Genomic DNA, 25584 nt, shown 5'->3' with positions numbered 1-25584 from the left:
GTCAGCGCGGGTGGCATCGTCCGCCACCACGGCTACCACTGAGTTCTTCCACGCACACGACGATGTTCGAATGCCTACCGAGCGGATGTGAGGCGAGGCAGAGGACCCTCATATACACCGAACCCCGAAAACCGCTGGATTTGGCTTATTCTCGTTACCCTGGCCGCGCCGCTTGCATCGTGCATGCTGCCGCTATGTTGATCGTATGCCGCAGCAGATTCTGAAGACAGGGAAAGTGTTCGTTCCCGGTCAGTTGCCCCTCTTCACCTACAACCCTCGCTCCGAGCGGAACCTTGAGTCGTTGCTCCGCACCTATATTGACGATGGCGGGGCCATTCTGACGCTCGTTGGCCCTACGAAGACAGGCAAGACGGTGCTGCTTGAGAATGTCCTCGAGGACCCGGTGTGGCTCGAAGGTCAGGGGCTTACTGACGTCGACACTTTCTGGACGCGGGTCGGTTCCGAACTAGACGCCTACCATGACGCAAGCCGCCAAGAGGGTGCATCTGAATCGACAGACACTGGCGGGAAGCTGGGAGTTCCCGGAGTCGCCGAGGGCAATGTCCAGATGACCAACGGAACGTCCTCCGGTTCTACTCAAGCGGCTATCCGCGCGACTGGGTCCGTCGTCCGCAAGAAGCTGGAATCATCGCAGCGCGTCCTTGTCGTCGACGACTTCCACTTCATCGATCGGGCCGCGCAGCAAGAGATCATCAGAGCCGTGAAGCCGATGGTCTTCAACGGAGTGAGGGTCATCTTCGCTGCGATCTCCCACCGCGTACATGATGTTCCCGAGGCTGTAGAGGACATGAGCCAGCGCGCCGAGCCGTTGGTAATCGAGCTGTGGTCCGTCGACGAGCTGAGGTACATCGCACGCGAGGGATTTAAGGCCCTGAACGTCGTTGACCATGAAGAAAAACTCGCGACGGTTCTAGCGGAGAACAGCTTCGGCAGTCCTCATCTGATGCAGAAGCTCTGTCGAGAACTGGTTCGCCAGATCAACGGTGTCTTCGAAACGGCTACTGTCGCGGTAGACCTCTCGGCCCCATCTGATTGGGATGAGTTCTTTATCAAGCAGATCGATTCTCATTCGGGCAAGTGGTATACGAAGCTCTTCAACGGCCCTCCTCAGCGCGGGAATAAGCGAGACGTCTACAAGCTCAAAGACGGCCGCATCGTCGATGGATACGGGCTCATCCTCGTCGCCGTTGCTTCGATGGCGCCAGCTTTGACCATGACCCGGCAGGAGCTCAACGCCGCGATCTCCGAACTCGTCGAGAATGAACAGCCGACTGCCCATCAGCTGACCCGCTTTCTGCAGCACATGACCAAGATCGCAGCGAAGAAGCTCACCGAAGCTGCGCCGGACGAAGAGGCTCTCGACGAGGAGAGCGCTGACGACGAAGCCACCTTCTTCGGAGTGGATCCAGCTCTGGAGTATGTAGAGGACGGATCCGCTTCCACATTGAACGTCGCCGACCCCTTCTTCGCGTTCTACGCGAGGTGGGGAGGACACTTGCACATCAGCATGGCGACCGAGGCCAAGTAGTCCACGTCTCGCCGCTAGTGCGAGTCTCGACGACCACATCTACACCGAGGAACTCAAGCACAGTCGCGCCGAGGACCATGCGAGTCCCCTGCGCGACTGTGGCACTACCTCGACGCGCAGCAGCTGCCCAGATCACGCGGCGCGGGCGTGAGCGTTGATATGGCGCCTGCGTGCATGTGGATCCCTATCCGGGCAAGGCCCGGGAAGGGTGCGTCGCGCGCCAATCGAATCTTGCGAGAACGGCACCCCTGGCCCAATAGGTAGCGCTGGAGAGCGCCCTCCGCGAGCCCAGTTCGCGAGCCTGCACCGTACGACGCCCGTGCGGCATTCTAGCCAACCTCCTGTCGCGGGAGCACGGTCGAGCTATCACCGGAGAATTGTCGGCGTCCTCTCTTGACCGCGTATACGCGTGCGGCCGGGACGCGTTAGAGGACCCGCCTGGTTCGCCCGCGCGGCACTGGCGCACTGGCATGCGCGCTACTCACCTCGTTGGAGTGCTCGCCAAACTCTGCCGTGTGAGTCATCGGTTCCCTCCCCTGCGAGGAAGTCGTCGAGACTCACTGTCAGGGTCCAAGCACTGTGATTGCCGGAACCTCGCCATTTGCGACTACCCACCACTCCGTACTTCATAAGTAGGGGGAGCAAGTGGTCCTCGAGCGCGACGGAGTCGGAGCCAAATCTGGTCCGAAGGACTTCGTCGGATACGATTGTTGTTCGATGAAAGACGCGGAGCAGCTTTCGAAGCAGTCGAACGTTTGTCGAGTCGGTTGCCTGATCGAGGGTCTCGATCGGCAACTCCTCATCCACAACGATGAGACCACTTCGCTCCAGCGCTCGACGAATACGGAGTGGCGCGTATTCTCGTAACTCATCCTCATCGTCGCTCTGTACTCGGACCCCTTCGACTGAACAGCGAATGAGCCTAACATCCACGAATATCGAGGTCCGATCGAGCTGCAGTTCACCCAAAGCCATGGCCTCGAGACTGACGTTGCGCCACTCGACGCTTCGCAGCGAAGCATTTACGAAGGTACCGTCCCTAAAGGTGAAGTTCCGGATGCGGGTGTTCTCGAAGGCAAGGCTCGAGTAGATCGCTTTGCCAGTGAACGACGCCGCTGAAGCAAACCCAACGCCGTCGATCATGAATGGAATTAGCGTTCCTAGATTCTGTTGGATGTATGTGGGCTTCCACTCCTTGTTGAGTGCTTCCTCCATCGAGGACAACAGAGTGGTGACACCGAGCACATCTCGGTCGAGCATCGAGCACACGTAGCGCGCGGTCGAGTCGCTCAACTGCGAAATGCTGAGGAACCGAACCAGATCGTTGGTGCCGCCACCAGCCATGACTCCAGCGATTCTCTCCTTCAACGCATACGCGATGAAGTAGTCACGAAACTCTGGATGATCAAACATCCTTTGGGATTGATTGCTTCCGGGAGGCGCGACCAGCAAGACATGCATCCGAACCATCTCGATGATCTGTTGCCGGAGGCCTCCTTCGATGCCCCATTGATCAAGCAAGAGGGTGGCGATCGTTTCAATGATGTCGATCGGGAGGCGGTCTTTCTGGCTTCGATGCATCTCCTCCGCCACGTCGGCGAGAAACGCAAAGTGTTGCGCCTCGGTCAGGTAAGGTTCGCCAGTCTCGCGAACCTTCCACTTCTCCGCTACTTCACGTGTGACGAAAGTTGAGACCACAGAAGCGACGCCGCTAAGCGGATCGTCCGGTGCCCGAAGGAACTCTTCAGGCGAAGCGTCGTAGAGCACAGACGCCCGAGCAATCTGGCTTACGAGGAAGGGACGAGTTATCAATGGATGGGACGCATCTCCTCCGAGGGCCGCCAACACTCTTGAGTACATGTCCTGCGGGTTTTGGATGTGCTGACCATCGAACTCGGCACGTTCGAAGTACTCAAGTACGTCGCGCTCGGTCCAAGCATCCAACTCCATTTGATCGAACTGGCAAGGGTCCGGCACGCCACGGCGCACCATACCTCCGCGCCGCAAGTAATCGTCGGTGTTGAAAAAGGTACGCCGAGAGGCTGCGACGACTACACCATGACCCTCGAGCTGTGAGACCAACGATGCGAGAGCACCGAGCGCGTCCACGCCCCCTTGCTCAGCGGCGAGTTCGTCGAAGCCGTCGATCCCGACGATGAGCACACCACGCCGCATTAGGCGAACGACAGCCGGCATCCACAGTCCCGATAGGCGCAACTCGGCCAGGTCACCCATCAACGCTTCCGACAGTCGCAGGAGCTGTCTTCCCTGCAGATCTAGGTGCCAGAACAAGTAGTGCGAATCCCCCTTCAGGAACTTCTGCGCCTGTTTGAACTGATGCTCGCGCAACAATGCAGTTTTCCCGTGCCCAGCGTCAGCGGTAACAAAGAGGACGCGGGACGCGAACGGTGACACGATTCCACAGCGATCATCGAGGAGGCTCAGTCCGTCGTTGCGAATCACATCCTCAGCTGCTCGCTGCAACGTAGCATCCGCATTGACGAACCCGGGGACTGACGGCCGTCTCTCGATGAGCCTTTGGGCCAGAACATCGAGGCGGGCAAGGTTGTGCGTGAGGAAGCGTCGATAGGGGAGCTTCGCGCCATCAATGTCGACCCAGATCTGGCCATCGGGACCTTGACTGAGCGAGCCGCTGAGCTCCTCGCCATTACGCTGCAAAATGAACGTCCCATCGGCGTCCACGGCGGCGCCCGACTCGTCGTCAGCGAATGCCAACAGGTCATCGATGATTTCTTCGAATTCGTTCATGAGCTCATCTCGAGGATCTCTACACCAACTTCGGATAGCACCGCGATTGCGTACGCAGATGCTTCTTCTGCGCGTGGAAGCAACTGGACCAACGCGACGTCACTGTCTATACTCGCGGCCATCAACGGTGGAAGGAAGTCGCTGTCCCCTGAAACCACCACAATCATCGAGTAGCCAGACTGAGCGCGTCCAGCTACGAGGATGTCTGTGGAGAGAAGCGTATCCACCATCTTCTGCTCGTGGACTTCGAACGCCTCGCTGGCGATCGTCGAGCATGTGTTGACGGGGCATTCACGTCGAGCGCTCTTCGTAAAGGATCGAAGGATCGCCGCCGGACAAGACGTGTCCGTCTGCACGCATGCGTCGGGGTACGGCTGGCGTGATCGAATCCTTGGCGGTCCACCGCGTCGCCGGTACGTGCCATACAGGGGCCCTCCGGACGTCGAAGAAATCGGGTGCGCGGCCAAAGTAATGGCGCCCCGGACAATCCGGCCGCCTCGGAGGACCATAGGGAAGTCGGGCAGTTTCGCCATGACTCGGGCGACGTCACTCCCATGACGACTGAGGTCCCGCTCGTCGTACCATCCACCATAGAGACGAACTTCGAAATGCGTCAGACGAACATGACGTGATGCAAGCTCCTGAAGCCAGCGCGCCACCTCCACCGCAATTTCGTCCTCAGACATACCTCGGTTGGGTGGGAAGGCGTTGTCATAGTCGATAAGAACCAGACAAGTCTCGTCCGCGTCGGGGGTCATCGGAGACATCACACCTCAGAGTAGCCAGCCATTATCAACACAGCCGTGATTGACGCGTCCGGATTCCCGATCGACGTTGCACTCGCCGCATACCGATCGATTGCGTGCGCGGCGGCCGACCGCAAGCCGGTGGCTGAGCGTGCGTGGAATCGCCTTGTGAGCCCCGGGCTGTCATTGCGTGGACAGGACGAGTCGTGCGTGGCGTCTAGCGCGCGTATGCACCGCTCGATGCTTTGCGCGGCTCCCTACGCGCACGACCACCGACGCTTCGCCCGGTCGAGGCTTCCAAACCGCCGAGCCGTCCGTCAACTTCCTGAATCCGAACTACACTACGCAGCTTGACATCGTGGGCGCTGGCCACCGATTAGCCACTCCACCCGGAGCCCGCTCGAGGTCGTCGGTTGTTCTTGGCGCGAGTCCGAAGCTCGACCCATCAGGAACCCACCTAAATCACCCGCTAAACTCGCCACCAACCGAATATGCTCGGACCAGGCGAACCACCCGGTTCCCTGTAAACACAAGGGAATCCGCGAGTTCCCGAGACGATCGGCGGAGACCGGAAGTCGACCGGATCCTCCAAGGGGTCGCAGGTTCAAGTACTGTCAGCTCGACAGAACAGAAGGTCAAAGGGACTGGCCGAGCACTGGTCCCTTGACCTTCCGAAAGGCTCTCAGTGAGGCCAGGCTTTCGGGTTCTCGGCCGGAGAGTAGATGGGGTCGGCCGTTTCATCCAGGTCCTGCCCGTCCGAGGCGTAGTCGGCGCAGCGGTTCCTGACCGCGCAGCAACGGCAGTGCTGCTGGCTACGCTCGGAGTCATGGAAGCCTTCGAGCAGTTCGTCGCCCTCGCCCTGGAAGCTGAGGGGCTGGTCGTCTCGAGTGCGCTCAAGTTCCCCGTCAAGCGCCGCACACGAAAGGTCGCATATGAGGAGTGGCAGACACACGGATTCGAGGTGGACCTCGTCGCGGCTCGAGCCGACAAGCTCGTGCTCGCGACGGTGAAGTCCTTCTTCGGCTCGCGTGGCGTCGTGGCCGCACACGTAAGTGGAGAGAGCGAGAATCGCACCTGGAACGCCGCATACGCGCTCCTCAACGATGAACAGATACGTTCCACTGTCGTGACCGCCGCCGCAGAGCGGTTCGGCTTCGAGATCGAGCAGGTCGAGCTGCGGCTGTACGTCGGCAAGTTCGCCGGGGGCGGGAGCGAGGCCGCCGTGCGCGAGTGGTGTGCACGACAGGTCGTCGGAGTCGGACCGATCGCGGTGATCGGTGCGGCTGAAGTCGTGAAGACCGTGCGCGAGGTGGCGGGCTCGAAGCAGTATCGCGACAACGCCGTACTGGCGACGATGAAGGTGCTGGACGCCGCAGGAGCGCTCGTCTAGTCATGCCAACGCCCGGCACGCCCATTCCTGTACGCCCCGATCAGTAGACCTGACCGGAACCAGCGGACCCGGTGAAGAACGGCACGGCCCGGAGACTCGCAGGTCTCCGGGCCTGACCAGTCCCGGGGCTCACCCGAACAGGATCAACCGCGCACCGCCAGTTCGTAGACGCGCGCGATCTTCGCCTCTGTGGTGGAAGCGGACGGGTTCGTGACGAGGAGGCGGATCTGGTCCACGCCGCTCACACCGACCGGCACGTCACGAGCAGCTTGCGTGTTGCCTGTGATCGCCGCTACCTGCTGCCATCCGGCCGACGTGTGGACCTCGACCGTGAAGTCCACGAGCACGACGCCGGTCCCGCCACTGTAGCCGCTGTAGACCCCTACGGACGAGACGTCCTGGGCCGTCGCCAGCGTGACGGTCGCCGTCGGTGTCGTGTCGCCGACCGCTGAGATCCAGCGCCCGGCATTCGTGCAGTCTCCGTCGGTGAGGTTGTCGCCGGTGAAGGTCTGGTACACCGAGGACACCTGAACGCTCGCGCCGACCGCGTCATGGGTCTGACACGGTGACACATTCGGATCACCGGCGAGCCAGGACTTGATGAACTGGCCCTGGTGCTCACCGCCCATGAGGTTCCAGTCGTAATCGAACATCTGCGGTTTCCAGAAGTTGTCGAGGATCCACGCCTGCCACCCGATCCACGGGTGCGCGTCCACGTACTCGCGGAACGGTACGCCCCAGTTGGACGTCGTGCCGCGCGTGACGGCATCGGAGAACTCGCCTTCGGGGTTCCACCCGAACTCGGTGATGACCACAGGGATCTGGTCGGCGGCGTTGCCGAACTTCGCGTCGAGCAGCGCTTCGGTCGGGGAGCCCTGGTTGGGGTAGATGTGGTACACGTAAGCGAGGTTGTCGTCCTCGACGGGGTTCGCGATCGCCCCGTTGAGCATGGTGCTCCATTGCGGCGAGCCCATCAGCAGCAGCGTGTCCGGGGCGGTCGTGCGGATCGAGTCCACCACCGGCTGGATGTAGTTCTTCCAGGTGTTCCAGTCGGCGGGATTGATGGGCTCGTTGAACACCTCGAAGATCACGTTCGACGTGCTGCCGTAGATCGGAGCGATGTAATCCCAGAACCGCTTCACCATCGACTGAGGGACTGCGCCGGCCGCGTCCCCGTAGTCTCGCACGAGGTGCAGGTCGATGATGATGTAGATGCCGAGATCCACGGCCTGATCGACGTACGGCGCGATGTACTGCGCGTCGTACGCGGCGAGGTCTGTCGTCGAGCTGATCTCGGTGACCGGAAGGCGCACCACATCGGAGTTCCAGCCGGCCTCGGCATCAGCCGCCAAGTCGATGAGCTCGGAGGTGGGCCGGGAATTGCAGTACTCGCATACGTCGTTCTGCTCGGGCGCGAGGACGGAGACGCCCTGGAGCGTCACGCCGTCGCCGTTCGCATCGCGGATCCAGTTGCCATCCACCTGAAGTGCCGGCGCGCTCCCGAGCGCGGCCTCCGGTGCGGCGGCCGCCGCCGCGGGGATCGCCGCGAGTGCGAGCGCCGCCGCGATGAGGCCAGTCAGCGCGAAGGCCGTCCGGCGAGACCGATGTGGTCTGAGCATTGTTCTCCCTCTCGTCCGTCCGCCGCCTCGTTGCGGCGGACGAGTCCCGGTCTCAGCGGACCGGAACGTCCTCGGCATCCACCGGATCGGGTCTCCAGTGATGCGTGCGCACCTCCTCGCGCCACCGCAGCGTGACACCGAGACGATCGGTGAGCAGTCGTCGATAGTCGTCCAGCAGGTCGGCGTCCGCACGTACGGCGCGCGGCGGAAGTCCGCGTTCGAGGGCGAACGACGCGAGCGCACCCACGGCCTCGCCGATCGCCCACTCCACGGGATGCAGCCGGTAGCAGCCGTTCGTGATGTGCGTCGTGCCGATGTTCTTCGCAGTCGGCAGCAGGTTGTCCACCCTCACAGGCAGGAGCGCGCCCAGTGGGATCTGGAAGGGGTAGGCCTCGATGTCCACATAGGTGCGCCCCGATGTGCTCGGGTGCAGGTCGATGCGGTAGTGGCCGATCCCGACGCTGTCGGCGAAGATCTCGCTGCCGATCCCGGGACCCCGCGCTTCCACGCCCACGTGCTGCTCGAGGACACGGAACTCCGTGATCGCTCGACGCGCTTCGCGGATGTACGGCGCCTTGGCATAGCCGTCGTCGGTGCCGGTCACATCGCCACGCAGACGCAGGCCCCGGTATCCGGTGCCCCCGTCTTCGCGGGGAGCCTCTGTCTGCATCCAGTAGAGGAACGACGCGGACAGCTCCCGGCTGGCCGTCAGCGCACGTGCGGCGGCGTCCTCATCGACCCCGAGGATCGGCGCTTCCCAGTAGTCGATCTGCGGCCAGTTCACGACGGTGACATCCGTGTCGATCGTCCCCTCACGGAAGTTCTCGGCCGCGAGGATCCGACGGAAGCGCCAGAGGTCGAACGGCACGTCCGGGGTCGGCCGCAGCTGGAAGAGCGGGCGCGTGTTCACGCGCAGGCTGATCGGATTCACGTCGGTCCACGAGAGCTGCGGGCCCGGCCAGAAGGGGGACACATGCGTGCGCCAGTGCTCGTACCGTGCCGGGCGATCGCCGACGTGGTCCTCGCCCGGGCGGTGCTCGAGTGCGAAGCACCAGGAGATCGCCTGCTGATCGAGAGGATCGGCAGCCTCGGGCGCGTGCAGCTCGCCGGTGTCGTCGCGCCCCTCCGCACCGATCACGTGCTCGACGTCTCCGAGCGCCAGGAGATCACCGAGTTCCGTCGCGTCGACGATGATCGGAGCAGACAGCTCCCGCTCGGTTCCGTCGGCGCGGCGGACGGTCACCGACCGTGCCCGGTCGCCATCCACCTCGACGGCGACGGGACGATGCCGCAACAGCACCTCGAGTCGGCCCGATGCGATCCAGGGTGCGAGCATCTCCTCGATCACAGCCAGAGCCACGCGCGGCTCATGGCACAACCGGCTGACGACGCCGAGCCCCGGATTGAGGATCGGCGCTGCCGCGGCGGTGGACGTGAGGGGATAGTTCCGGCGATAGTAATCGCGGATGCGTCGGCGGAACTCGGCGTAACCCGGGCTCGTGGACGGCTCTTCGATCCACGCGTTCTCGTCCGGAGGGACGGCTTGGCTCGTCAGCTGCCCGCCGAGCCAGTCGGTCTCCTCCGTCAGGATGACACGGCGACCCAGCCGGACAGCGGTGAGTGCGGCAGCGACACCTCCGACGCCGCCGCCGACGACGAGGAGGTCGGGTACGGCCGGGGTCATCGTTGCATCCCATCAGACGTAGACGGTGCGGTTCGCAGCACCGAGCCGCGAGGGGCGGCGATCGTCTCGCCCGGCATCACGGTGCACGCCACGAGCACGCTCTCCCGCGGAGCATCCGGATCGTCGACCATCTCGATCAGCCGTTCGACCGCGATCCGTCCGATCTCCTTACGCGGGATGCGCAGGTCGTCCCATCGCACGCCGGCGCCGGAGGTGTCCTCGAGGACCGCGACGGACACATCGGCTGGAATCGACAGGCCGAGGGCGGTGAGCTTCCCGCGGAGAGTCTCCGCGATCCGCTCGCTCTCCACGACGGCGGCCGTGACGGTGCCGTCGACGAAGCTCTCGATGACGGCATCCGACAGTCCGCTCTCGTCGGAGACGAATCCGGGAGAGGAATCGTGGATGCCGAGCTCGGCGACTGCAGAACGGTAACCGTCGCGACGGTCCTCGTACGGTTCGCCCTCGATCGACTCGCGGATGAAGGCGAAGGATCGGTGTCCATGGTCGTGCAACCGGCGGACGATCTCGGCGGACGCTCGTCGGTAATCCGGAATGATGCACGGGAACGGGGCGCCGAGCACTTCGCGCCGACCGATGTGGACGAAGGGATAGCCCTCGTGCCAGAGCCGGGCGAGCTCGTCGCGATCAGGGGACATGCCCAACAGCACGCTGCCGTCGGCGATCGTGAGTCGATTGGTCTCGTCGCGGAAGATCTTCCGCGCCCCGCCTCCGTCACCGGTCGAGCTGAACAGCACGAGGTCGTGCCGGGTCTCCTCCGCACGCTCTTCGATGCCGAGGAGGAACTCGAAGTAGAAGCTCTCGCGAGCGTTGGGGAAGAGCGCCTCGAACGTGTGCACACCGAGCAGTTGTGTGCGCTTCCCACGCAGGTTCCGTGCGATCGGATTCGGCACGTACCCGAGCGTCGCGATCGCGTCGAGGACCCGACGGCGCGTCTCCTCGGGGATCCGGGAGTCGGCGTCACCGCTGATCACGCGGGACACGGCCGATTGGGAAACCCCGGCGAGCGCCGCGACATCCGATTGCCTGGCCGCGCGTTGGCGTCCGTTCGTGCTGGTCATCGGGGTTCCTCCGTCAGTCTTCCTGTGATGCGTTCCGTCATCGTGGCCTGGGCGAGTTCATCGGCCCGTCCCTCTTCGTGCAGCCAGCAGTCCGCCCACCGGCCGTCGGCGAGTCCCGTGCGTGGCGGGGGAGTGGTGCGGCACTTCTCCATCGCGAAGGGGCAGCGCGGATGAAAGCGGCAGCCCGACGGCGGATCGATGAGGCTCGGCGGCTCGCCGAGTTCGTCCGCGGCCCCGAAGATCTCGTCGCGGTCCACGGCGGAGCTGCGGTGCGGATCGGGCGAGGATTCGACGAGCAGCTTCGTGTAAGGATGCTGCGGGTCTGAGATGACCGCGTCCTTCGGTCCTGCTTCGACCATCTGGCCCGCATACATCACGACGATGTCGTCGCAGAGGTAGCGCGCGCTGGCGATGTCGTGCGTGATGTACAGGAGTGCGAGTCCGTCCTCGCGCCGCAGCTTGTCGAGCAGATTCAGCATCTCGAGGCGGATGGACACGTCGAGCATCGAGATCGGCTCGTCCCCGAGGAGGACGCGCGGCTCGACCGCCAGGGCGCGTGCGATGACGACGCGTTGGCGCTGACCGCCGGAGAGCTCGTGCGGGAACTTGTCCAGATACTCGCTCGCCGGCGTGAGGCTCACACGTTCGAGCAGGCTCGCCAGTCGTCGATCGATCTCCGTCCGGCCCAGACCCCGGTGGTGCACGCGCACGGCGCGCTCCAGGTTGTGGCGTACGCGATGGAGCGGGTTCAGCGACCCGAACGGGTCCTGGAAGATCAGTTGAACCGCCTTCCGATACGACTTCGGCACCGTCTTGGCGCGGATGCCGTCCCCGACGACGGGCACGCCGTCGAGTCGGATCTGTCCGGAGGTCGGTTCGTAGAAGCGGGCGAGCAGGCGGGCCAGGGTCGTCTTGCCGCTGCCGCTCTCGCCGACGACGGCGGTGATGCGCCCCGGCTCGAGCCGGATGCTGGCACCCTCCACCGCCCGCACGACGGAGGAGTCGCCGACGGAGTTGGAGACGGCGAAGTGCTTCGCCACGTCGACGGCTTCGAGGACGGGTTCGGTCATCAGATGAACTCCTCGTCATGGAGATGGCAGGCGACCGAGCGGTCGCCATGCGCGGTCAGTCGGGGGAGCGCTTCGTGGCATCCATCCATCACCGCGGGGCAGCGCGGTGCGAAGGGACACCCCGAAGGCAAGGCACGGAGGTCGGGCGGCGTCCCCGGGATGCCTTCAAGGCGCTCGAGCCGCGCGTGCAGGGGAGGGAACGAGTCGCGCAGGCCCTTCGTGTACGGGTGCATCGGCGTCCGATAGAGGTCCTCGGCCGAGGCGAGTTCGACGATCCGTCCGGCGTACATCACCGCGATCCGATCTGCCAGTTCGAGGAGCAGCGACAGATCATGCGTCACGAAGACCACGGCGAAACCGAACTCTCGTCGCAGCCGCAGCACCTGGGCGAGAATCTGCCGTTGCATGACGACGTCGACGGCGGTCGTCGGCTCGTCCATGACCACGAGCTCGGGGCGGCACGCCAGCGCGAGCGCGATCGTGGCGCGCTGGCGCATGCCGCCGGAGAGCTCATGCGGGTAGCTCCGGGCGCGGTCGGCGGAGATTCCGACGAGGCCGAGCAACCGTCTGGCCTCCGTCCACGCGGCTGCGCGGCTCATCGAGCGGTCGTGGACGCGGAGAACATCGACGAACTGCTCGCCCACACGCATGACGGGGTTGAGCGCGTCCATCGCACTCTGCAGGACGATCGAGAGGCTGGTCCAGCGCAGCGCTCGCAGTGCGTGCGGCGGGAGCTTCAGGAGGTCGATGCCGGGACGCCCTGATTGGGGATGGAACACGATCCGACCGCTCGTCGTCACTGCCGGCGGTCGTTGCAGGCGGGTCAGCGCGGTGATGAGTGTGGACTTCCCCGAGCCGGACTCGCCGACGACGCCGAGAATCTCCCCGCGTCGCAGCTGGAAGGTCACGTCGGTGCATGCGAGTACGGGCGCCCCGGCGCTCGCGTACTCCACGGACAGGCCGTCGACTTCGAGCACGATCTCGGATGCCGTCGTGAGGGCGGGCTCGTCGTCGCGCATCGTCTGAGCGATCGTCACGTCAGACTCCTTCCGGTACGAGGGCGGCGCGACGCACGGCGGCCGTGCGCTTCACGACGCGGCGGGATGCAGAGCGGAGCTTCGGGTTCGCGAGCTCGTCCACACCGAAGTTGATGAGTGCCGCTGCGGTTCCGACCAGTGCGATGCACAGGCCCGGCGGCACGAACCACCACCACAGCCCGCGAAGCACGGCGCTCTGCTGCTGTGCGGCCTGGATCATCGTCCCCCAGCTGATCGCGGATGAGTCGGAGACGCCGAGGAATGCGAGGCCTGCTTCGGCCATCACGGCTCCGATCAGCCCGCCGAGGAACATCGAAGCGATCCAGCCGTACAGGTGCGGCATCACCTCGGTGAAGATGAGGCGGCGGTCGGACTCGCCGAGCATGCGCATGGCCTGCACGAAGTCACGATTGCTCACGCTCATGGCCTGAGCGCGCAACGTGCGCGCTCCGCCGGCCCAGCCGAAAACGCCGATGATGAACGCGATCATGACAAGACCGGTTCCCTGCAGGTAGCCGGCGAGCACGAAGATGAGTGGCAGCACGGGCATCACGAGGAAGAGGTTCGTCAGGAAGTTCAGGACGTTACCGGTGGTGCCGCCGAAGTAACCGGCGGGAACACCGACGAGCACCGCGATCGCGGTACCGATGATCGCCCCGAGGAAGCCGACGAACATCGAGCCGCGCGCACCTTCGATCACCTGCGCGAGCACGTCCTGGCCGAACTGCGTCGTGCCGAACGGATGATCGGCGCTGGGCGGAGCCGCGATGGCGGAGATGTCGTTGGCGCGGGCATCCAGACCCAGCACGGAACTGGTGAACCACGGACCGAGGACCGCGAGGAGCACGAAGAAGGAGAGCAGGGCCACACCGAAGGCCACCTTGCCGTTTCCGAAGATGTTGTACTTCATGACCTCAGCGCTCCTCTCGGACACGGGGATCGAGCCAGACGTACACGGAATCGGCGATGAGGTTCGCGACGAGCACAGTGAAAGTGACGAGCAGGAACACACCTTGCATCACGGGATAGTCGCGTTTCTGCAACGCGGAGAACAGCAGGTACCCGATGCCGGGATAACTGAAGACGATCTCAGTGAGGAGCGCGCCGCCGACCACTCCGCCCAGCGCCATCGCGAAGCCGGTGAACTGGGGCAGCATCGCGTTGCGGGCGGCGTAACGCCAGCGCACTCGGGCCGGCGAGAGGCCCTTCGCCTGGGCGAGGAGGACGTAGTCCTCTCCCACGGTCGTGACGGTCATGTTGCGCATCCCGAGCATCCAGCCGCCGAAGGCGGAGAACACGATCGTCGCTGCAGGCAGGGCGCCGTACTGCAGCACGCTCGCGAGGAAGGCCGGGTCGAACGAGATCGGGATGTTCGGGTCGTAGCCGCCGGCGAGCGGGAACCACCCGAGGACGAAGCCGAACGCCCAGAGGGCGAGCAGGGCCACCCAGAAATAGGGGACAGACGAGAGGAACGTCGTCAGCGGGGTGACGATCGCGTCGAAGCGTGTGCCGGCACGCCATCCCGCTGCGACCCCGAGGGCGGTTCCGAGCACGAACGCGACGACCGTGGTGGTGCCGACGAGCAGGAGCGTCCATGGCAGACCCGCCGCCACGAGCTCGGCGACGGGCACCGGGAAGTTGACGATGGACACGCCGAGATCGAAACGGGCCAGCTGGCCGAGGTAGGCCACGTATTGCTCGAACAGATTGTCGTCCGGGTTGCCGAAGAGACTCTGAATCGAGACGAGTGTCTCCGGTGGCAGCGACTGCCCGCTCACCCGCTCGAGCTGATCGATGATGGCGGCCGACGGATCCCCGGGCATGAGGCGCGGGATCACGAAGTTGAGGGTGATCGCGGACCAGGCTGCGACGAGGTAGAAGCCGAGGCGGCGGGCGAGGAACCTGCCCCGCTTGCGTGCTTTGGGCTTCCCGGATGCCGGGGTGGGCGCGACGTCGGCTGCCCCCACTCCGGCCTCGCTGGCGGTCGTCGTCATGATGCGGGCTCGAGCGAGAGCAGCGTGAGGATCGTGTCGGGGCCGAGACTGGGGAAGGGGACGGCGGTGAAGTCTTCCGGGGTCGGCCAGCCCGTCCAGTTCGAGGCGTTCACGTCGACGAACCAGTAGGAGTTGTAAAGCGGGGTGAAGGGGACCTCGTTCACGACGATCCTCTGCATCTCGAGTGCGAGCGACTTCATCGTCTCCTCATCGGCTGCCTGAGTCATGCCCGCGAGGACTTCGTCGGTCTCGGGGTCGTTCCAACGGCCGATGTTCGTCGCGGCGGGCGTCCCGATCGGCTCGACGTAGCGGCTGTCGAGGAAGCTGTAGACGCCGTACACGCCTGCACCGCCCGTCGTCGCGATCGTGAGATCGAAATCGCCTGCCTTCTGCTGCTCGTAGAGCGTGGCGCCCGGAGCGCCGGCGGGGGTCACTGTGATGCCGAGGACCTTCTTCCAGCTGTTGATCATGATGTCCGCATAGGCGTTCCAGCCGAAGTCCTGATTGAAGGAGAGACGCGGCGTGTAGGTCTTCCCGTCCTTCACGAGGGCGCCGTCGACCACGTCGTAGCCGCTCGCGGCAAGCGCGGCCTGGGCGGCATCCTCGTCGACCTCCTGCACGACGCCGAGGTACTCGGGGGCGATCCAGTCCTTGTAGATCTGATCGACGAGACCTGTCGGACCCGCTTCGGTGCCGGGGCGGTTGAGCGTCGCGGTGATGTCGGAGCGTGGGATCGACAGCGCGAGCGCCGTCCGGAGGTCCGCGTCGTCGAAGGGCGCCTGTGCGGTGTTGTACATCATCGAGTACGCGCCGCCGGTGGCATAGAGCTGGTAGAGGTTGGTCTCCGGGTTCTTCGCGACGAATTCGTCCTCGGCGCCGGGCCAGCCGGTGGGTGCCCAGTCGACGTCGCCGCGGAGCAGCTGCGCCTTCACGGTCTCGCCGTTCGTCGCGAGGATCTTGAAGTACGTCATGGGCATCTTGCCTCCCCAGTACCCGTCGCGCGCCTTGAGCGTGACCTGCTGCGCCGCGAAGGCGTCGAGCGTGAACGGCCCGGTCCCGATGGGATCGGGATTCGTCCAGGTCATGAGGTCCTGCTCTTCCCAGATGTGCTTCGGCACCATCGGCAGCGAACTCGACGCGAACTGGTTCAGTGCGGCGAAGGACGGCGAGTCGAACGCGACGGCGACGGTGTGTTCGTCGACCTTCTCGACTGATGTGTACGTGACCCCGGCGAGATTCAGTGCGGGGTTGTCGAGCGGGAGGGAGAGAGAGTACGCGGCGTCGTCGGCATCGAACGCCTCGCCGTCGGAGAACGTCACGTCGTCGCGCAGGGTGATCGTGAGCGTGGTGCCGGCGGCGTCGAAGTCGAGCGACTCCGCGAGCCACGGTTTCACGAGGGCGCCGTCGCTGTAGTCGACCCGCGCGAGCGGCTCGTAGATGAGCTCGGCGTTCGGAGCCTTCTCCGTGGCCGGGCCGAGCACGTTGTAATTGCGGACGTAGGTCGTACCGCCGTCCGACTTGCCGTAGACGATCGTGTCGGTCCGAGCGCTCGAGTTGGCTGTCCCGGGCGAGCACGCGCTCAGTCCCACGACGAGTGCAAGCGCTGCGGCCACGGCGAGGGTGCGTGACGTTCTGGACATTCCTGTCTCCCTTGACTGGATGCGGTGCTGTCGGCGTTTTCGGGTCGTGCTCATACGTATGAATAGCAAGGCCCAGAGAAAGTCTCGGATGCTTCTACGTATGAGCACGACGATAGCCAGCGCCTTCCCGCGGTGTCAAGAGCGGAATCGATCAGGAATGAAGAAGACGTCCTCGCCTCTGATTCGTAGCCTGGGAGGACCGGTCTCCGACAGAAAGGGAAGGGCCATGGCCGACAACGGAACGGGCGGATTCAGCGATGCGGAGCGCGCCGCGATCAAGGAGCGCGCTGCCGAGCTGCGCGCGGAGAAGGGTGGCAAGAAGGCGGCTGCCGGCCTCGAGGACCTGCTGACGAGCATCGCTGCGATGCCCGATGATCAGCGCGTCATCGCGGAGCGCATCCACGCGATCGTCACCCGGGTCGCCCCGGCACTGACCGCCAAGACCTGGTACGGGCAGCCGGCCTGGGTCAACGCCGACGGCAAGGTCGTCGTCTTCTTCCACTCCGCCCAGAAGTACGGCACGGCCTACAACACCCTCGGTTCGGAAGCGGGGGCGAAGCTCGAAGACGGCGTCATGTGGCCCAGCTCGTACTCCATCAAGGGCCCTCTCGGCATCGAGGAGGAGGAGCTGATCGCCGCCTGGGTGGCCAAGGCCGCCGGCTGACCGCCCCTGCGCGCGGAACGCGACGAGGCGGGTGAGCGCCGGTCGGCGTGACTCCTACGGGGCGGGAACAGGCGTCTGCTGATACAGGGCGAGTCGCCAGTTCCCGTCCCGGCGGGTGTAGATGCTGGACATGAGCGCGACGAACGCCGGTTCCTCCCCGTCGCGATACGCGCGACCGTTGTAGACGAGGATCGCGTGGTCGTCGCCCAGCCCGATGAGTCGTGCCTCGGCGATGTCGTACGTCCGCCACGCCGGAACGTCGTTCAGCGAGTCGACGACGGCGCGGCGATCCAGGATCTGGCCGTGGGCCAGCACCATCACGCCGTCACTCGTCATGATGTCGCCGTAGAACTCCGCCCCCGTGCCGTCGCAGAGTGATCTCCAGCCCTGGTGTTCGAGGTCGAGCAGCTCATCGAGCACAGTCTTCTCCTTCGGTCGCTGGTCATTCCACCCTACGAAAGGACCCGGCGGTCGTCACGCGGTGACTTCGCCCACCACCGCGAAGAGCCCGGGCCGCGGCTGCGCGATCGCAGCGGTCCGTGTGGCGTAGGCCGCCGCTTCCGGATCGGCCTGGGTGGCCTTCACATCGTCGCTGCTCTCCCAGCGCGCGAGGGTGACGACCCGCGTCTTGTCGAGACTGGCGAGCAGCGTCGCCGAGATGAATCCGGGACGTCGGGACATCACCTGCTCGGTGCCTTCGACCAGCAGGTCCACCAGCTCCTGGTGGCGGGCGGGGTCGACGTCGACGACGTTGATGAATGTGACGGGGTGGGACATTTCTTCCTCCTTCTCTTGAGCGACGCACGATCAGACGCGATCGGCGCTGCTGCGGAGGAGACGAGACAGGGCAGTGATCTGTCAGGCGATCAGCCGGTGCCGACTGCCGCCTGACGCTCGACGGGTCTGCGTCGTCCTCCTCCCGAGCCGGTCGAGACGGTCGGCCGTGCGAGGAAGGGGCACCGGTGATTCGCTCGGAGCATCGAGGAACGCAGCGCATAGACCAGCTGGCGCAGTGGTGGGAGCATCGGACCGGGCAAGGTACGCGCGTCCTCGCCTGGCGGCAACGGGTGGTCCCGGATCACTGGTCGCTGCTGTTCGGGCAGATCGCCGTGGCGAGCCTCGTCGTGTGCATCCTCACCGGCGTCTTCCTGATGCTCTTCTACACCCCGTCCCCGGAGACGGTCAGGTATCAGGGGATCTACGAGCCTTTGCGAGGCATCGAGATGTCGCGCGCGCTGGAGTCGACTCTCGCGATCTCCTTCGAGATCCGCGGTGGCCTGCTGATGCGCCAGCTTCACCACTGGAGCTCTTCGGCGATGGTCGCCGCCGTGATGCTGCACCTCCTGCGCCTGTTCTTCACCGCCGCGTTCCGACGTCCGCGCGAACTGACATGGCTGCTGTGGTTCGGCGTCCTCCTCGTCACGATGGCCGCCGGGCTGACCGGCCACCTCCTTCCCGGCGATGCCCTGTCCGGCACGAGCCTGATGGTCATGGACGGGTTGCTCAAGGCCGTCCCCGTCCTCGGGACCTGGCTCTCCTTCCTCGTCTTCCAGGGGCGTTTCCCCAGTGGTGCGATCGAGACCTTCTATCCGCTGCACGTGATCGTCCTCCCCGCCGTCACCGTGCTGATGATCGTCGCGATCGGCCTGCTTCACGTCGTCCAGCGTCCCGCCCAGTTCCCCGGGCCGGGGCGGACCGAGCACACTGTCGTCGGTCGACCGGTCACGGTCGCCGCCGTCCGGTCCGGTGGTCTGTTCGCGGTCGTGTTCGGCGCGCTGACCGTGATCGCGGCCACCGTCACGGTGAATCCCATCTGGCTGTACGGCCCGTCCGATCCTGCCGTCGCCTCGGCAGGCGGCGGGGCCTTGTGGTACCTCGCCGCGCTGGACGGTGCGCAGCGCCTCGTGCCGCCGGGCTGGGAGGTCGTCCTGTTCGGCCGCACGTGGACAATCGCGGTCCTGGTGCCGATCGGGCTCGTGACGCTGTTCTTCCTCACGGCGATGATCTACCCCTTCATCGAAAGATGGATCACGGGGGAGAGGAAGGATCAGCACTGGCTCGCGCGACCACGGAACGCGCCGACGCGCACCGGACTGGGCGTCGCCGGAATCGTGTTCTACGGTGTCCTCTGGACAGCCGGTGGGAGCGACGTGATCGCGCTGCACCTGTCGCTGAGCAACGAGGGCCTGATCATGGTGCTCCGTGCGGCCCTCTTCCTGGGCCCCGTCGTCGCATTCCTGCTGACGAAGCGGGTCTGCCTCGGCTTGCAGCGCCGGGACCGCGACATCCTGCTGCACGGCTACGAGACCGGCAGAATCGTCCGCCTTCCTGGCGGCCGGTACGTCGAGGTGCACGCTCCGGTCAGCTCCTACGAGCGGTGGAGGCTGCTCGACCACGAATCGCCCATGCCCGCGATGGTCCGCCCCGACGCGCACGGCAGGATCCGGTGGAGCGAACGCGCGCGTGCGCGCCTGTCCCGCTGGTTCTTCGAGGACCGCATCCTCCCCGTCACGACATCCGTCTCCGGCTCCCCGCCGCCGGAGGCGCCGCGCGACATCGCGACGATGCCGGCGGAGCACCGATGATCGCACCCCGGTCCGGTTCGCGCACCGCCACCTCACACTTCGCCAGGACATCTCGTCCTCTTTTCGACGTACCGTGATCTGGTCGGGTCTCCGGCCACGGATGCTCCGACGACAGGAACGAGGATGATGTCGGAAATCGCACCACGCCCCGGCGAGCCGCCGGAGATCGGAGACGCCATCCGTGAACGAAGCGTCCTTCTGGGCCTGAGTTATCGTCTCCTCGGCTCCCTCGCGGATGCCGAGGATGCGGTGCAGGAGACCTACATCCGGTGGTATCGACTCAGCGACGAGGCGCGTCGCAGCATCGCGCATCCGCGTGCCTGGCTCATCAAGACCGCCAGCAGGGTCGGTCTGGACATGCTCGGCAGCGCTCGCGCCCGTCGTGAGCAGTACGTCGGCGAATGGCTCCCCGAACCCGTCCCGGCGGCGAACCGATGGAGCAGCCAAGACGGATCCACGACGCTCGATCCGGCCGAGCGCGTCACCCTGGACGATTCGGTGTCCATGGCCCTGCTGATCGTCCTGGAGTCCATGACGCCCGCCGAGCGGGTCGCGTTCATCCTCCACGACGTCTTCCGCTACACGTTCGGCGAGATCGCGGAGATCGTCGGTCGGTCGCCCGCCGCGTGCCGGCAGCTCGCATCGTCGGCACGTCGGCGCGTGCGCGAGCAGCAGCGGACTCCCGTCCCACGCGCCGAGCACGTGGCGGCCGTGCAGTCCTTCAAGGTCGCGTGGCAGACCGGAGATCTCGCCGGACTCATCGAGGTGCTCGATCCCGACGCCACCGCCATCACCGACGGCGGTGGTCTGGTCTCCGCGTCGCTCGAACCGCTGCACCGCCCTGAGGCGATCGCGACCTTCTTCCTGGGCGTTCTCGAGCGACAGCCCGACGTCGTCATCCGCGAGGAGGTCGTCAACGGCGAGCTCGGACTGGTCGCGGCCGACAGTCGGGACCTCACGCTGGCCGTCGTCAGCTTCGTGACGACGGAGGACGGGAGGATCAGTCGGGTGTGGGCCGTGCGCAACCCGCGGAAACTGGACCGCTGGCGTCCGCCGTCACCTCCGTCAGTGCCCGGACGATGACCCGCTCACGGCAGGTCCTCGACCTCGATCCGGTCGTCGTCCTCGTCCTCCTCTTCGCCGGGTGACGTGTCGTCCGGGTCGGGACGGCCGCCCGTCGTGGGGATGTCGGGATCGACGCCCTCGGCGTCCACGCGCCGCTCGTCGTCCGGGAGGGCCTGGGGGTCGGACATGATCGTCTCCTCTCGTGGATGGCTTCAGCCTGGATGCTCCGCGAGGATCCGTCTCGCCCGTTGACACCGCGGGCGCCGGCCAGGAGAATCCTCGCCGGCGCAACCCCCTGGTCGAAGCCGGAGCGTGTGAGCAGGATGGCGTCATGGCTGAGGATCCCGAGCGCCCAGGCGCCGAGCACTGGCTGCCGCGCTCCACCGAGATCGACGAGCTGCGCTCAGCGGCGTCCGAGTGCCGCGGGTGCGAGCTGTGGAAGGACGCCACGCAGGTCGTGTTCTCCGAGGGAAGCTCCTCCGCACGGATCATGCTGGTCGGCGAGCAGCCCGGTGACCGCGAGGACCTCGCAGGAGAGCCCTTCGTCGGTCCCGCCGGCCGCGTCCTCGCCGATGCCCTGGAGGCCGCCCGCATCGACAGGACGGAGACCTACATCACCAACGCCGTCAAGCACTTCCGCTTCGAGCCGCGCGGGAAGCGCCGCATCCATCAGAAGCCCGGTGTCGCGCACATCGTGGCGTGCCACCCCTGGCTGGACGCCGAGATCCGCGAGGTGAAGCCCGAGATCATCGTCGGCATGGGCGCGACCGCGGCCCGTTCGCTGTTCGGTCGGAGCGTCACGATCGGGGATGCCCGAGGGCACGTCATCGAGGAGCCCGAGCGCCTCCTCGCCCCCGTCGTCGTGACCGTGCATCCGTCCAGCATCCTGCGGGTGCGGGACTCCTCGGCAAGGGAGGCCGCGTTCGACGCGTTCGTCGCCGATCTTCGGGTCGCGGCCAGGGGGCCGAGGGCGTAGCGTTCCTGCATGGGCAAGCTCATCTACGACAGCGAGGACCACCCGATCGTCCTCGACGATCGGGCACTCGCGCACCTCAAGGTCGTCATCACCACGAAGCTGCGTCGTCAGGAGGGGTTCACGCTGTCCTGGCGGCATCCGGACGGCCAACCGCCCGGGCGCTCGACGATCTGGCTGCACCCGTCGATCCCGATGCAGTTCATCTTCGACGAGCCCGAGCCGCCCGAGCTCAACGCCCGCTGGATTCAGGACCTGATGAACTCCGCCAACACCTCGGGAGGCATCGCCCTGGTCGACGAGGTCATCGACGGACCGGAGTGACGCTGAGCGTCAGCCGGTCCGTGCGGAGAGCTCGCGTTCGACGAGTGCCCGCGCCGCGTCGTCGAACGCGACGAGGCGCGCTTCGCTCACGCGCGTCGGCGTGCCCAGGATGGTCCGGACGGCGATCGCCGCAGCATCCTGACGGGGCCATCCGAAGATCCCTGCGCTGATCAGGGGGAAGGCGATCGTGCGCACGCCCAGCTCATCGGCCACCGCGAGCGCGCGTCGATAGCAGGACTCCAGCAGCGCCGGATCGGTCTGCCCCGCACGCGTATCCGGCCCGACCGTGTGGATCACCCAGCGCGCCGGCAGGTCGCCCGCCGTGGTCCATCCGGCGTCTCCCGTTCGCAGTCCGTCGGGAAACCGCCGGATGCAGTCCGCCAGGATGCCGGGGCCGCCGGCACGATGGATCGCCCCGTCCACGCCTCCACCACCGCGCATCGCCGTGCTGGCGGCGTTGACGATCGCGTCGACATCCTGGGTCGTGATGTCGCCGAGAACCGCCGTCAGATGGACCACGACCTCATTCTGCCGCGTTCGCGGCGCGAGCGGTGGGGAGCGTTCAGACCGCGGCGCGGTCGCGCCGGATCTGGCGGACGCGCAGCACGACCCAGACGACGACCGCGATCACGACAGCCGCGATGACGACCTTCTGGAAGATGCCGGCGTAGTCCTCGACGATGTGCCAGTTCGCGCCCAGCAGGTACCCGGCCATCACGAAGATCGTGTTCCAGATGGCGCTGCCGGCCGTCGTGAGCAGGGTGAAGCGAATCAGCGGCATCCGCTCGATGCCGGCGGGGATCGAGATCAGGCTGCGGAAGATCGGGATCATGCGCCCGAAGAACACGGCTTTCGAGCCGTGCTTGAGGAACCACGCCTCGGCACGCTCCACGTCCTCGATCTTGATCAGCGGCATCCGCTCGGCGATCGCGTACAGCCGGCGACGACCCAGCCACGCCCCGAGGCCGTAGAGGGCGAGGGCACCGATGATCGAGCCGACCGTCGTCCAGATGAGCACCGCGACGAGACTCAGCGACCCCTGGTGCGCCGTGAACCCTGCGAGCGGCAGGATGATCTCACTCGGCAACGGCGGGAACAGGTTCTCCAGGGCGATCGCGAGGCCGGCTCCGGGGCCGCCCAGCGTCTCCATCAGCGAGACCGCCCACGCGGCGATGGCGTTGAGGTTCTCGGCGCTCGACGTCATGTCGACAACGCTAGGGGAGCCAAGCTGAGTGATCGCAGAGCGCCGCCGGTGAATCGATAGGATGGCGCGCGGTGCCTGTGCCGGCACCGAAGCGAATCCCGACAGGAACGGAATCCCCAGACATGAGCAGCGACGCTCGCCCCCGCACCATCCTCTTCTACGGCGACAGCATCACGGATGCCGGCCGCCGCACGGACCCGCAGGAGCTGGGGGACGGCTACGTCCGCGTGATCGCGGAGCACCTGGCGCAGGAGCACCCCGAGATCCGCGTCGTCAACCGCGGGATCGGAGGCAACCGCACGGGAGACCTCATCGACCGCCTCGACGCGGACTGCATCGACGAGAACCCGGACGTCGTGACCATCATGATCGGCATCAACGACGTGTGGCGCCGCTACGACGACGACGACGCGACGAGTCCCGAGCAGTTCGAGGCGAACCTGCGGACGATCCTGACTGGCATCCGCGACCGCGCGGGGGCATCGCTCGTGATCCTCGAACCGTTCCTGCTCCCCGTCGCCGACAAGCTGCGCTTCCGCGAGGATCTCGATCCGAAGATCGCGATCGAGCGGCGCCTCGCGGCGGAGTTCGGCGCGACCTTCATCCCGCTCGACGATCTGCTGGCCCGCCATGGCGAGCAGAGCAGCCCGGAGGCGATCGCCGGCGACGGCATCCACCCGTCGCCGGACGGTCACCGCATCATCGCCGAGGCGTGGCTGGACGGGGCCTCCGCCCTGCTGCGGGCCTGACGCTCACGCGGCGGGCCGGCGCAGCACGGCGAGAGGCTCCCTGGCCAGCCGCTGCTCGCGCGCCTCGTCCTCCGCCGCGTACTCGTCCTGTTCGACGAGCACGTCGGCGTCGGTCAACAGGGCGGCACGGGCCAGCGCCTCGGCTGCGGGAACGCGGCCGAGAGACCCGACTCCCAGCGCATCTCCGTCGTCGACCCACGGGACATCCGCCAGAGCATCCAGCATCCGCTCGTCGTCCCACATCCGCTCATCCAGCACGAGCGTGTCGACCGCGGCCTCCTGGAGAGCACGCAGGACCGGCTCAACCCCTTCGACCCCGTGGCTGCCGTGATCGACGCGCGCCCGGCTCCTGGCGGTCGAGAGATCCTCCGTCTCGAGCTCGGCCAGTCGCCGGGCGATCGCATCCTCGAGGGCGGAGTCGTCGGCGCCGTCGGCCCGCGTGTGCGCGTCGACGTCGAGGACGAGCGCCCTGCTCGCGTCGGCGAGGTCGTCCCGAAGGAGCTGCCGTGCGCGGACGTCGCCGGCGAGCGCGACGAACGCGGGCTGACGCTCGCGGACGACGGTGTCGACGGCCTCGGCCACCTCGCGCTGATTGAGCTTCCAGATCTCCTCTGAGGCGCGCTGGTGCTTCGCGTGCGACCACCCGCCGGCCTGCACCTTGGGCAGAGCGTCCGTGCGGCCCTCCACCTCCTGCGGTGGCTCGGGGGAACGCTCCGCGCGCTCCCAGCGCAGCTGCGCGCCTTCTCGTCCCGCCTCGACCACGAGGTACCCGACATCGGCCGAGCCGTGCAGCAGGAGCGGTCGCAACGGCGGCACGGGGCCGTGGGTCAGGATCTCCTCGCCGTGGCGCTGTCCGCTCAACGCGCTGTCCAGGACCACGGCTCCGTCGACGACCACGATGTAGCGCGACGACGGCGACGGCAGACCCGCCCCGTCGCGCAGCGCCGTCGCGACCGCCTCGACGTCCGCGGGCGGGGCGCCCTCTTCGTTCAGCCGGCGTCGGACCGAGTCCTGCTTCTTCTCCTCGATCACCTGCGGCTCATCGCCCGCCCCGTCCACGTAGGCGACCGTCCATGGTCCCGAATCCCGCAGCAGAGAGGCCATCCGTGTGAGATCAGTCATGCTCGGCATCCGGATCCTCGTGGGTGAAGGCCCGCTCCACGTCGTCGGGATCGGTGTCGTCCGGGAGGGGCTCTGTCTCGCGGAACTCCTCCGCATGAGGCCGGCCGTGTCCTTGAACGAGTCCTCGCGTCTCCTGCTCCATCTGGTCATCGAGGGCGGGACCGTGCTTCGTGTTCCCGCGTTCTGCGTCACTCATCTCTGCTCCCTTCATCGTCTCCGGCAACCGTAGGTCGGGCTCCGTCGAACACGGACCCGGTTGACGCCGCCGCCGGTCCGCGCTACCCCTCGCGGATCCCGTCGGCACGGGGCATCCTGGAA

At 66.1% G+C, this 25584-nt stretch carries 25 protein-coding genes; 8 read left to right on the top strand and 17 right to left on the bottom strand.

Annotation, left to right across the window (positions count from 1 at the left end; all coding sequences use genetic code 11):
- Positions 1-205: 205 nt before the first annotated feature.
- Positions 206-1549 carry a hypothetical protein gene (locus KYX17_RS06515; protein WP_243226106.1) on the top strand — a complete coding sequence of 448 codons (1344 nt, stop codon included), beginning with the start codon at positions 206-208 and terminating at the stop codon, positions 1547-1549.
- Positions 1550-2026: 477 nt separating this feature from the next.
- Here KYX17_RS06515 and KYX17_RS06510 read toward each other — a convergent pair whose 3' ends face one another.
- Entirely contained in the window at positions 2027-4318 is a 2292-nt protein-coding gene (locus KYX17_RS06510; RefSeq protein WP_243226105.1) for a hypothetical protein, read from the bottom strand.
- Complete coding sequence (locus tag KYX17_RS06505) at positions 4315-5076, bottom strand: hypothetical protein (protein WP_243226102.1); 762 nt, start codon at positions 5074-5076, stop codon at positions 4315-4317. Before KYX17_RS06505 ends, KYX17_RS06510 begins: the two co-directional genes overlap by 4 nt.
- A gap of 814 nt (positions 5077-5890) precedes the next feature.
- On the opposite strand from KYX17_RS06505, the gene KYX17_RS06500 reads away from it, so the two are divergent.
- Complete coding sequence (locus tag KYX17_RS06500) at positions 5891-6454, top strand: hypothetical protein (protein ID WP_243226101.1); 564 nt, start codon at positions 5891-5893, stop codon at positions 6452-6454.
- A 143-nt stretch (positions 6455-6597) separates the two neighbouring features.
- On the opposite strand, the gene KYX17_RS06495 is transcribed toward KYX17_RS06500, so the two are convergent.
- Genes KYX17_RS06495 through KYX17_RS06460 form a run of 8 tightly spaced genes read right to left on the bottom strand, consistent with a single transcriptional unit; the run spans position 6598 to position 16580 of the window.
- Positions 6598-8073, bottom strand: coding sequence for a glycoside hydrolase family 5 protein (locus KYX17_RS06495; RefSeq protein ID WP_243226100.1), 1476 nt, complete (start codon positions 8071-8073; stop codon positions 6598-6600).
- Between the two features lie 52 nt (positions 8074-8125).
- Positions 8126-9757: an FAD-dependent oxidoreductase gene (locus tag KYX17_RS06490; RefSeq protein ID WP_243226099.1), complete on the bottom strand. Its 1632-nt coding sequence runs from the start codon at positions 9755-9757 to the stop codon at positions 8126-8128.
- Complete coding sequence (locus KYX17_RS06485) at positions 9754-10839, bottom strand: LacI family DNA-binding transcriptional regulator (RefSeq protein ID WP_243226098.1); 1086 nt, start codon at positions 10837-10839, stop codon at positions 9754-9756. The genes KYX17_RS06490 and KYX17_RS06485 overlap by 4 nt, the downstream gene beginning before the upstream one ends.
- The gene (locus KYX17_RS06480; RefSeq protein WP_243226097.1) at positions 10836-11909 is read right to left on the bottom strand and encodes an ABC transporter ATP-binding protein; all 1074 of its coding nucleotides are present in this window, start codon (positions 11907-11909) and stop codon (positions 10836-10838) included. Before KYX17_RS06480 ends, KYX17_RS06485 begins: the two co-directional genes overlap by 4 nt.
- The gene (locus KYX17_RS06475; RefSeq protein WP_243226096.1) at positions 11909-12946 is read right to left on the bottom strand and encodes an ABC transporter ATP-binding protein; all 1038 of its coding nucleotides are present in this window, start codon (positions 12944-12946) and stop codon (positions 11909-11911) included. Before KYX17_RS06475 ends, KYX17_RS06480 begins: the two co-directional genes overlap by 1 nt.
- A 1-nt stretch (position 12947) precedes the next feature.
- Positions 12948-13856, bottom strand: a complete 909-nt coding sequence (locus KYX17_RS06470; RefSeq protein ID WP_243226095.1) for an ABC transporter permease — start codon at positions 13854-13856, stop codon at positions 12948-12950.
- 4 nt (positions 13857-13860) lie between these two features.
- A complete protein-coding gene (locus tag KYX17_RS06465) occupies positions 13861-14940 on the bottom strand; it encodes an ABC transporter permease (protein ID WP_243226094.1) in 1080 nt (359 codons plus the stop codon).
- Positions 14937-16580, bottom strand: coding sequence for an ABC transporter substrate-binding protein (locus KYX17_RS06460; RefSeq protein WP_243226092.1), 1644 nt, complete (start codon positions 16578-16580; stop codon positions 14937-14939). The genes KYX17_RS06465 and KYX17_RS06460 overlap by 4 nt, the downstream gene beginning before the upstream one ends.
- Positions 16581-16806: 226 nt before the next feature.
- Here KYX17_RS06460 and KYX17_RS06455 point away from each other — a divergent pair, with 226 nt between their 5' ends.
- Entirely contained in the window at positions 16807-17244 is a 438-nt protein-coding gene (locus KYX17_RS06455; RefSeq protein ID WP_243226091.1) for a DUF1801 domain-containing protein, read from the top strand.
- 54 nt (positions 17245-17298) lie between these two features.
- Here the strand turns inward: KYX17_RS06455 and KYX17_RS06450 are convergent, their stop codons facing one another.
- Complete coding sequence (locus KYX17_RS06450) at positions 17299-17664, bottom strand: nuclear transport factor 2 family protein (RefSeq protein WP_243226090.1); 366 nt, start codon at positions 17662-17664, stop codon at positions 17299-17301.
- Between the two features lie 54 nt (positions 17665-17718).
- The gene (locus KYX17_RS06445; RefSeq protein ID WP_243226089.1) at positions 17719-18021 is read right to left on the bottom strand and encodes an antibiotic biosynthesis monooxygenase; all 303 of its coding nucleotides are present in this window, start codon (positions 18019-18021) and stop codon (positions 17719-17721) included.
- A 185-nt stretch (positions 18022-18206) separates the two neighbouring features.
- Between KYX17_RS06445 and KYX17_RS06440 the strand changes: the two genes are divergently transcribed.
- Together KYX17_RS06440 and sigJ are read left to right on the top strand one after the other, a co-directional pair.
- Positions 18207-19829 (top strand): cytochrome bc complex cytochrome b subunit, encoded by a 1623-nt coding sequence (locus KYX17_RS06440; protein ID WP_243226088.1) that lies wholly within the window; start codon positions 18207-18209, stop codon positions 19827-19829.
- A gap of 123 nt (positions 19830-19952) precedes the next feature.
- Positions 19953-20912 (top strand): RNA polymerase sigma factor SigJ, encoded by a 960-nt coding sequence (sigJ, locus tag KYX17_RS06435; protein WP_243226087.1) that lies wholly within the window; start codon positions 19953-19955, stop codon positions 20910-20912.
- A 5-nt stretch (positions 20913-20917) separates the two neighbouring features.
- Here sigJ and KYX17_RS06430 read toward each other — a convergent pair whose 3' ends face one another.
- A complete protein-coding gene (locus KYX17_RS06430; protein WP_243226086.1) occupies positions 20918-21082 on the bottom strand; it encodes a hypothetical protein in 165 nt (54 codons plus the stop codon).
- Between the two features lie 143 nt (positions 21083-21225).
- Between KYX17_RS06430 and KYX17_RS06425 the strand changes: the two genes are divergently transcribed.
- Entirely contained in the window at positions 21226-21870 is a 645-nt protein-coding gene (locus KYX17_RS06425) for a UdgX family uracil-DNA binding protein (protein WP_243226085.1), read from the top strand.
- Between the two features lie 9 nt (positions 21871-21879).
- Complete coding sequence (locus tag KYX17_RS06420) at positions 21880-22191, top strand: hypothetical protein (protein ID WP_243226083.1); 312 nt, start codon at positions 21880-21882, stop codon at positions 22189-22191.
- A 9-nt stretch (positions 22192-22200) separates the two neighbouring features.
- On the opposite strand, the gene KYX17_RS06415 is transcribed toward KYX17_RS06420, so the two are convergent.
- Entirely contained in the window at positions 22201-22710 is a 510-nt protein-coding gene (locus KYX17_RS06415; RefSeq protein ID WP_243226082.1) for an O-acetyl-ADP-ribose deacetylase, read from the bottom strand.
- A 43-nt stretch (positions 22711-22753) separates the two neighbouring features.
- Positions 22754-23395, bottom strand: a complete 642-nt coding sequence (locus tag KYX17_RS06410; protein WP_243226080.1) for a DedA family protein — start codon at positions 23393-23395, stop codon at positions 22754-22756.
- 122 nt (positions 23396-23517) lie between these two features.
- Between KYX17_RS06410 and KYX17_RS06405 the strand changes: the two genes are divergently transcribed.
- A complete protein-coding gene (locus KYX17_RS06405; RefSeq protein WP_243226079.1) occupies positions 23518-24144 on the top strand; it encodes an SGNH/GDSL hydrolase family protein in 627 nt (208 codons plus the stop codon).
- 3 nt (positions 24145-24147) lie between these two features.
- On the opposite strand, the gene KYX17_RS06400 is transcribed toward KYX17_RS06405, so the two are convergent.
- Together KYX17_RS06400 and KYX17_RS06395 are read right to left on the bottom strand one after the other, a co-directional pair.
- Complete coding sequence (locus KYX17_RS06400; protein ID WP_243226078.1) at positions 24148-25266, bottom strand: Vms1/Ankzf1 family peptidyl-tRNA hydrolase; 1119 nt, start codon at positions 25264-25266, stop codon at positions 24148-24150.
- Complete coding sequence (locus tag KYX17_RS06395) at positions 25259-25462, bottom strand: hypothetical protein (protein ID WP_243226077.1); 204 nt, start codon at positions 25460-25462, stop codon at positions 25259-25261. The genes KYX17_RS06400 and KYX17_RS06395 overlap by 8 nt, the downstream gene beginning before the upstream one ends.
- Between the last annotated feature and the right edge of the window lie 122 nt (positions 25463-25584).

The organism is Microbacterium sp. CIAB417 (genome assembly GCF_022788845.1).
Note: the sequence above shows the minus strand (reverse complement) of the source record. Positions and strands in the feature narration are given on the sequence as shown.

What these genes read in the sequence shown, in the direction of transcription:
- KYX17_RS06420 (WP_243226083.1), top strand. Translation starts at nt 21,880, where the DNA reads ATGGGCAAGCTCATCTACGACAGCGAGGACCACCCGATCGTCCTCGAC.
- KYX17_RS06460 (WP_243226092.1), bottom strand. Translation starts at nt 16,580, where the DNA reads ATGTCCAGAACGTCACGCACCCTCGCCGTGGCCGCAGCGCTTGCACTC.
- KYX17_RS06505 (WP_243226102.1), bottom strand. Translation starts at nt 5,076, where the DNA reads ATGACCCCCGACGCGGACGAGACTTGTCTGGTTCTTATCGACTATGAC.
- KYX17_RS06500 (WP_243226101.1), top strand. Translation starts at nt 5,891, where the DNA reads ATGGAAGCCTTCGAGCAGTTCGTCGCCCTCGCCCTGGAAGCTGAGGGG.
- KYX17_RS06425 (WP_243226085.1), top strand. Translation starts at nt 21,226, where the DNA reads ATGGCTGAGGATCCCGAGCGCCCAGGCGCCGAGCACTGGCTGCCGCGC.
- KYX17_RS06430 (WP_243226086.1), bottom strand. Translation starts at nt 21,082, where the DNA reads ATGTCCGACCCCCAGGCCCTCCCGGACGACGAGCGGCGCGTGGACGCC.
- KYX17_RS06480 (WP_243226097.1), bottom strand. Translation starts at nt 11,909, where the DNA reads ATGACCGAACCCGTCCTCGAAGCCGTCGACGTGGCGAAGCACTTCGCC.
- KYX17_RS06455 (WP_243226091.1), top strand. Translation starts at nt 16,807, where the DNA reads ATGGCCGACAACGGAACGGGCGGATTCAGCGATGCGGAGCGCGCCGCG.
- KYX17_RS06495 (WP_243226100.1), bottom strand. Translation starts at nt 8,073, where the DNA reads ATGCTCAGACCACATCGGTCTCGCCGGACGGCCTTCGCGCTGACTGGC.
- KYX17_RS06445 (WP_243226089.1), bottom strand. Translation starts at nt 18,021, where the DNA reads ATGTCCCACCCCGTCACATTCATCAACGTCGTCGACGTCGACCCCGCC.
- KYX17_RS06510 (WP_243226105.1), bottom strand. Translation starts at nt 4,318, where the DNA reads ATGAACGAATTCGAAGAAATCATCGATGACCTGTTGGCATTCGCTGAC.
- KYX17_RS06515 (WP_243226106.1), top strand. Translation starts at nt 206, where the DNA reads ATGCCGCAGCAGATTCTGAAGACAGGGAAAGTGTTCGTTCCCGGTCAG.
- KYX17_RS06465 (WP_243226094.1), bottom strand. Translation starts at nt 14,940, where the DNA reads ATGACGACGACCGCCAGCGAGGCCGGAGTGGGGGCAGCCGACGTCGCG.
- KYX17_RS06485 (WP_243226098.1), bottom strand. Translation starts at nt 10,839, where the DNA reads ATGACCAGCACGAACGGACGCCAACGCGCGGCCAGGCAATCGGATGTC.
- KYX17_RS06490 (WP_243226099.1), bottom strand. Translation starts at nt 9,757, where the DNA reads ATGACCCCGGCCGTACCCGACCTCCTCGTCGTCGGCGGCGGCGTCGGA.
- KYX17_RS06395 (WP_243226077.1), bottom strand. Translation starts at nt 25,462, where the DNA reads ATGAGTGACGCAGAACGCGGGAACACGAAGCACGGTCCCGCCCTCGAT.
- sigJ (WP_243226087.1), top strand. Translation starts at nt 19,953, where the DNA reads ATGATGTCGGAAATCGCACCACGCCCCGGCGAGCCGCCGGAGATCGGA.
- KYX17_RS06470 (WP_243226095.1), bottom strand. Translation starts at nt 13,856, where the DNA reads ATGAAGTACAACATCTTCGGAAACGGCAAGGTGGCCTTCGGTGTGGCC.
- KYX17_RS06400 (WP_243226078.1), bottom strand. Translation starts at nt 25,266, where the DNA reads ATGACTGATCTCACACGGATGGCCTCTCTGCTGCGGGATTCGGGACCA.
- KYX17_RS06410 (WP_243226080.1), bottom strand. Translation starts at nt 23,395, where the DNA reads ATGACGTCGAGCGCCGAGAACCTCAACGCCATCGCCGCGTGGGCGGTC.
- KYX17_RS06405 (WP_243226079.1), top strand. Translation starts at nt 23,518, where the DNA reads ATGAGCAGCGACGCTCGCCCCCGCACCATCCTCTTCTACGGCGACAGC.